Origin of the sequence: Micropruina sp. (genome assembly GCF_047606365.1) — a bacterium.
Classification (GTDB): Bacteria; Actinomycetota; Actinomycetes; order Propionibacteriales; family Propionibacteriaceae; genus Micropruina.
Window position 1 is genome coordinate 1 of sequence record NZ_JASGEN010000021.1, and the last position, 5,242, is coordinate 5,242.

Consider the following 5,242-nt stretch of genomic DNA (forward strand, 5'->3'; position numbering starts at 1 on the left):
CGGTGACGCCGACGCCCTGGCCACGGCGCTGACCGAGTTGCGGTCGGACGCCCGCCGCCGCGCGGAACTGCGCACCGCCGGCCGACGGCAGGTCCTGGAACGGCACACCTGGGCGCAAGTGGTGGAGCGGACGCTGGCCCACCGAGCCGGACGTCGGGCTGCGTGATGGCGCGACCCACCACATTGCGACAGGCCTGGCCGGGGCTGCGGTCGACCGCCGTCCGGTTCCGCGACCACATCCGGCAACAGCGCGGGCTGCTGGCCGGGGGACTGCTGGCGCTGATCGCCGAGGTCGGCTTCCGGCTGCTCGAGCCGTGGCCGCTGGCCTACGTGATCGATGCTCTGGTGGCGTCGTCCGGTTCCGATCTGGCGACCCGCGGGGTCGGGACCACCGACCTCACCGTGCTGATCGCCGTCTGTGCGCTGGCCGTGGTGGCGGTGGTCGCACTGCGGGCGCTGATGTCGTACCTGATGACGATCTGCTTCGCGCTGGCCGGCAACCGGGTGCTGACCCGCGTCCGGGCCGAACTGTACGCACACCTCAACGCGTTGTCGCTGAACTTCCACGACCGCCGCCGCACCGGTGACCTGGTCACCCGGGTGACCGGCGACGTGGGCCGGCTGCAGGAGGCGGCGGTCACCGCGATGGTGCCGCTGGTCGGAAACCTGCTCACCCTGGCCGGCATGCTCGTGGTGATCACCGTGATGGATTGGCAGCTGGCGCTGGTGGTGCTGCTGGTGTTCCCACTGTTCGGCCTGCTCAGCGTCCGATTGACCCGTAGGATCGCGGGCGTCTCGCGGCAGCAACGCGCCGCCGAGGGCAACCTGGCCTCGCTCGCCACCGAGTCGCTCAGTTCGATGGTGGTGGTGCACAGCTACTCGCTCCAGTCGCGGCTGCAGGAACGGTTCGGTGGCAGCAACCAGCGCAGCCTGGCCGACGGTGTCAAGGCTAAGAAGCTGTCCGCCGGGCTGGAACGCAAGACCGACGTGCTGGTGGGGGTGGCGACCGGGCTGGTGCTGGCTTTCGGTGCCCACCAGGTGCTCAACGGCCGGCTGACCCCGGGTGAGCTGACCGTCTTCCTGACCTACCTCAAGACGGCCTTCAAACCGCTGCGGGACATCGCCAAGTACACCGGCCGGATCGCCAAGGCGGCCGCCTCCGGCGAACGGATCATCGACGTGATCGACGAGCGGATCGAGATCACCGACGCCAGTTGGGCACGGCCGGCGCCGGCGTTCCGCGGCTACGTCGACTTCGACGACGTCCAGCTGTCCTATCGCCACGGACATCCCGTTCTGCGCGGGCTGAGTCTCAGCGTGCGGCCCGGGCAACGGGTGGCGGTGATCGGGCCGTCCGGTGCCGGCAAGTCGTCGCTGATGGCGCTGCTGTGCCGGCTTCGCGACCCCGATCTCGGCCGGGTCCGGATCGACGGGCATGATCTGGCCGACCTCACCCTGGAGTCGCTGCGCAGACAGATCTCGATCGTGCTGCAGGAGAGCGTGCTGTTCGCCTCGACGATTCGCGACAACATCGCGCTCGGCTCGCCGGAGCGCGTCACCGACGAGCAGATCGAGGCCGCAGCGCGGCTGGCCGGTGCGCACGAGTTCATCCGCGCGTTACCCGACGGCTACGACACCGTGGTCGGGGAACGCGGAGCCACCTTGTCGGGAGGTCAGCGGCAGCGCATCGCCATCGCCCGCGCCGCCATCCGGGACGCACCGATCGTCATCCTGGACGAGGCGCTGACCGGCCTGGATGCGGCGACCGCCCGCGAGGTCGGTGCGGCGCTCGACCGGCTCACGGCGGGCCGGACCACCTTCGTCATCACCCACGATGTGAGTGCCGCGACCGGCTGCGACCTGGTGGTCCAACTGCAGGACGGCCGGGTGCAGGCCTGCGGCAGCCCGGACGAGGTGCTGCCGGAGATGACCCGGCGTACCCCGGCGCGATGAGCCTCGGGTCGCTCGGCCTGACCGACCCGTCGGTGCCGGGTGTGGCACTGATCGGCGACGGTGCCCAGCTGAGAGAGGTCGTGGCCGAGGCCGGCGAACAGCTGATCGACCGCCGATACCTGCGCTACAAGCCCGGCACCAGCCTGGTCGCCGGGCTGACCCTGTCCTCAGGCCCGGGATTCGCCTACGCGGTCGGCGCCGACGCGGCACCTAAGCTGCACAAGACCCTTGACCGGGCACCCAAGGGCTCGGTGCTGTGGCGGGCGTCGACCGAGAGTGTGGTGATCGCCAGGGCGGAGGCCGACCGAGACCTACCCGGGCTGACCCGGACGGATCGGCTTGCCAGGACACTGCCCGAGCTGGCCGGGCTGACCCGCTGGGCGACGCTGGCGTACAAGCCTCAGCGCCGCTGGGTCGCTCGCCCGCTCGACGGTTGCTGCCCGTTGCCGGTCGTGGTGCGCGCCTACCGGCGGGGAGATCTGCGGGACGCGATGGCCGGCTGGGAGCTGGCCGCCGAGGTGGCCGCTCGCGGTTCCGGGCTGGTGCTGCCCCGGATCCTGGCCCGGGACGAGCGGCGCGGCAGCGCGGTGGCCTCGTGGTTGCCGGGCACGCCGCTGGACCGGTTGCTCGCCGACGGCTCGACCCCCAGTGACGTGCTGACCCGGGTAGGAGCTCAGCTCGCCCGGCTGCACGGCGGCTTGCCGGGGCGTCCCGGAGACGGAGTGACCGGACGGCTGCGGGCAGCCGGAGTGGTGCTGCGTGAGCTGACGGCGGTCCTGCCCGACTGCCGCGCCAGAGCCGTTGAGTTGCTCCGTAGGCTGACCGCCGCGGCGCCGACCAGCCGTCTGCTGCGGCCCGTGCATGGCGACTTCTCTGCCGACCAGGTGATTGTCGACGCCGAGGGCGTGGTGGGCTTCACCGACTGGGATCGAGGCGGCTGGGGAGATCCCGGCGGCGACCTGGGCACCCTGTGCGCTGCCGGTTTGTCCCGGGCCGGACATGACGCGGTGCTGGCCGGGTACGCCGACGTCCGGGACCTGCCGGCGGACATCGACTGGCATGCCGTTCTCAGCCGGCTGCTCCGGATCACCGAGCCGTTGCGGCAGTGCCGTCCGGCCTGGCGCGGCGAGATAGCGGCCCGGCTGGATGCCCTTGAGGAGGCGATGGGATGAACCGGTTCGAAGACGTTCAGGCCGAGATCGAGGCGACCGGGCTACGGCTGCGCCGGTCGTGGCCGCGCTCGGATCGGCATCTGCTGCTCGATCTGGATTCTGGCGACAGCGGCGCCCGGCTGGCCGGCCAATGGTTCGCCGATATGTCCAGGGCAGCCCAGGTGGCGGCGGCAACCCCCGGATCGCGGAGGTCGGGACGGGTCGTCCTGCAACCGGATGGTGCCGACCAGGTGCTCACCGGGTTGGCGAGGTTGGTGCGTCGGCCGGCCAATCGCTTGATCGCCCACCGCCCCGAACGCCGGGCGGTGATCGCTCTCGACGACGACGCCCGGTTCGCCAAGCTGGTCGACAGCCGCCGTCGGGCAGAACGCATCCGGCAGGGTCTTCGACGGGTCGCCCGGCTGCCGATCCGCACCCCGAAGGTGGCCGGCGACGATGAGGGTCCGCTGGTGATCACCGAGGCGCTACCCGGGCGTCCGCTGACGATGCTGCTCGGCGCCTCGACCCCGCGAGTGCTCGCCGCGGTCGGGGAGGCGGTGGCCCGGCTGCACGCCTGTGACCCCCTGCCCGGCACCAGGTCACACGGTCCGGCGGACGAGTTGGCCGTGACCATCGGGTGGGAGGAACGTGCGCGGTCCTACGGGCTGTCGCTGCCTGAGCCGGACGACGTGCCGCTGCCGCCGACGGCGCCGCGTCCGGTCCCGATCCATCGCGATCTCCACGATGGACAGCTCCTGGTGTCCGGCGACGGGGGAGCGGACGGCGTCGGACTGCTCGACTTCGATCTGCTGGCTGCCGGTGACCCGGCGCTCGACCTGGCCAACCTGATCGAGCATCTCCGGCTGCGGGGGCGCCAGGGCGTTCTCGCCGATCCGGACCGAGCGATCGCCGCTCTGCTGGACGGCTACGGCCCGGACGCCGGCATTCGCGAACGGATCCCCGGCTATCGCGCCCTGACCGCTCGCCGGCTCGCCGCCGTCTATGCGTTCCGGGCGTCCGACCTGGTCACCTGATCGGCCACGCCGAGGGCGAGGAAGGTCGCTCCTGCCGCCGTCAGATATAGGGCCGGCGCTGGCGACGGCGGACCAGAGACAGCGGCAGCACCAGCCAGAGCAGGAAGAACACCGTCAGCGAAGCGACGCCGGTGATGATCCCCGCGCTGAGGCTGACCACGACACCCACCACGAGCGTGGCCACCAGCCCGGTGGTGAGCGCCAGGCAGACCAGCCCCGCCTTGGCCATGATGGTGCCGAGGTTGACCAGCAGGTCCTTGTCGTGTCGTCGGAACAGCAGGCGATGGGCTGTCACCGACGCCAGAACCAGTGCGGTGGAGAGCGCGGCCAGCAGCACGGCAGCGAGGAAGACGCCGACCAGCACCGGGTCGATGTCGGCGAAGCGGGCCTGGAACGGCAGGATCAGCAGAAACCCGCTGAGCAGCTGGATGCCGGTCTGGGTGACCCGGAGCTCCTGCAACAGCTCACCCCAGTTGCGGTCCAGCCGCTCGGCAGGCGTCTCGTTGCGTTCGGACGCCGGCAGTTTCGGCGGCACGATCTCGTCGGGTTCGGGCGGCTCCATCCGAGCCACGTTACGCCGCAGATGCCCCGGAGGTCCTCGCCCCAGAGGCTGCATCGGACGGCTCAGGGCCGCAGCATGACCTTGATCGCCCGGCGGGAATCCATTGCCGCATACGCCTCGGCAACCTCGGACAGTGGCAGTTGCAGGTCGAACACCGGGCCGGGATCGATCACGCCGCTCCAGACCAGGTCGAGCAGCTCCGGCAGGTAGGCCCGGCAGTGCGCCGGACCGCCCTTGATGCCGACGTTGCGCCAGAACAGCTCGTTGACCGGCAGATCGCCGTGCGGGACACCGACCAGGCCGATGTTGCCGCCGTCCCGGACGCTGGCGATCGCCTGCAGCCGGGAGCCCTCGGTGCCGACACATTCCAGGACGCAGTCGGCGCCGATCCCGTCGGTGAGCTTCTTGACTGCCTCGGCCCCGGCCTCGTCCCGTTCGGCGACGATGTGGGTCGCGCCGAACCGGCGGGCCAGCGCCTGCCGGTCGGCGTGCCGGCTCATCGCGATGATCGTCGGCGCCCCAAGCTGCGCGGCGGCCAGGAC

Annotated in this window: 6 protein-coding genes; 4 read left to right on the forward strand and 2 right to left on the reverse strand. The window is 71.3% G+C overall.

From position 1 onward, the window contains the following. Nucleotides 1-16: 16 nt before the first annotated feature. The 4 genes from QM624_RS02990 to QM624_RS03005 are packed head-to-tail and all read left to right on the forward strand — an operon-like array spanning nucleotide 17 to nucleotide 4,138. Nucleotides 17-166, forward strand: coding sequence for a hypothetical protein (locus QM624_RS02990; RefSeq protein WP_415088641.1), 150 nt, complete (start codon nucleotides 17-19; stop codon nucleotides 164-166). After that, nucleotides 166-1,953, forward strand: a complete 1,788-nt coding sequence (locus QM624_RS02995) for an ABC transporter ATP-binding protein (RefSeq protein WP_415088636.1) — start codon at nucleotides 166-168, stop codon at nucleotides 1,951-1,953. Before QM624_RS02990 ends, QM624_RS02995 begins: the two co-directional genes overlap by 1 nt. Then, nucleotides 1,950-3,125, forward strand: coding sequence for a phosphotransferase family protein (locus QM624_RS03000; protein ID WP_415088637.1), 1,176 nt, complete (start codon nucleotides 1,950-1,952; stop codon nucleotides 3,123-3,125). Before QM624_RS02995 ends, QM624_RS03000 begins: the two co-directional genes overlap by 4 nt. Further along, on the forward strand, nucleotides 3,122-4,138 hold the full coding sequence (locus QM624_RS03005; protein WP_415088638.1) for a phosphotransferase family protein: 1,017 nt from the start codon (nucleotides 3,122-3,124) through the stop codon (nucleotides 4,136-4,138). The genes QM624_RS03000 and QM624_RS03005 overlap by 4 nt, the downstream gene beginning before the upstream one ends. A 40-nt stretch (nucleotides 4,139-4,178) precedes the next feature. On the opposite strand, the gene QM624_RS03010 is transcribed toward QM624_RS03005, so the two are convergent. Together QM624_RS03010 and QM624_RS03015 are read right to left on the reverse strand one after the other, a co-directional pair. Then, the gene (locus QM624_RS03010; RefSeq protein ID WP_415088639.1) at nucleotides 4,179-4,700 is read right to left on the reverse strand and encodes a DUF6328 family protein; all 522 of its coding nucleotides are present in this window, start codon (nucleotides 4,698-4,700) and stop codon (nucleotides 4,179-4,181) included. A gap of 62 nt (nucleotides 4,701-4,762) precedes the next feature. Beyond that, nucleotides 4,763-5,242: zinc-binding dehydrogenase (locus QM624_RS03015; RefSeq protein ID WP_415088640.1), on the reverse strand; the 480-nt coding region annotated here is incomplete at its 5' end.

Bases quoted from the DNA above. Each gene is read 5' to 3' on its own strand.
- QM624_RS03010 (WP_415088639.1), bottom strand. From the start codon at position 4,700: ATGGAGCCGCCCGAACCCGACGAGATCGTGCCGCCGAAACTGCCGGCG.
- QM624_RS02995 (WP_415088636.1), top strand. From the start codon at position 166: ATGGCGCGACCCACCACATTGCGACAGGCCTGGCCGGGGCTGCGGTCG.
- QM624_RS03005 (WP_415088638.1), top strand. From the start codon at position 3,122: ATGAACCGGTTCGAAGACGTTCAGGCCGAGATCGAGGCGACCGGGCTA.
- QM624_RS03000 (WP_415088637.1), top strand. From the start codon at position 1,950: ATGAGCCTCGGGTCGCTCGGCCTGACCGACCCGTCGGTGCCGGGTGTG.